Origin of the sequence: Streptomyces sp. SID13726 (genome assembly GCF_010548375.1) — a bacterium.
Classification (GTDB): Bacteria; Actinomycetota; Actinomycetes; order Streptomycetales; family Streptomycetaceae; genus Streptomyces.
Genome location: NZ_JAAGLY010000278.1, coordinates 1 through 506 on the forward strand (window position 1 = coordinate 1; position 506 = coordinate 506).

Sequence of the window (506 nt, forward strand, 5' to 3'; positions counted from 1 at the left end):
CCGCCCTGCCCTGGGCCGCGGCCCTGACCCTGCCCCTGGCTCTGGCCACCGCCCTGACCCTGGCCTCCGCGCTGCTGCGGGGGACGGCCGCCACCGCGTCGCTCCTGGCGCTCCTGCCGGTCCTCGCGCTGTCGCGGGGCGCCGCCCGCCGGGCGGTCGGCCTCGTCCTCCAGCCGCAGCGTCAGCGAGATCCGCTTGCGCGGGATGTCCACGTCCAGGACCTTCACCCGGACGATGTCGCCCGGCTTGACCACGTCCCGCGGGTCCTTGACGAAGTTCTTCGACAGCGCCGAGACGTGGGCCAGCCCGTCCTGGTGGACGCCGATGTCGATGAAGGCGCCGAACGCGGCCACGTTCGTGACCACGCCCTCCAGGATCATTCCCGGCGCCAGGTCGCCGATCTTCTGGACGCCCTCCTTGAACGTGGCGGTCTTGAAGGCCGGCCGCGGGTCGCGGCCCGGCTTCTCCAGCTCGCGCAGGATGTCCGTCACGGTCGGCAGGCCGAA

The 506-nt window shown here is 73.3% G+C and carries 1 protein-coding gene; it reads right to left on the minus strand.

Annotated features, from left to right (window positions below; all coding sequences use genetic code 11):
- Positions 1-506, minus strand: a 506-nt coding sequence (locus G3I78_RS47610) for a S1 RNA-binding domain-containing protein (RefSeq protein ID WP_164436847.1), incomplete at both ends; no start/stop codon positions are given.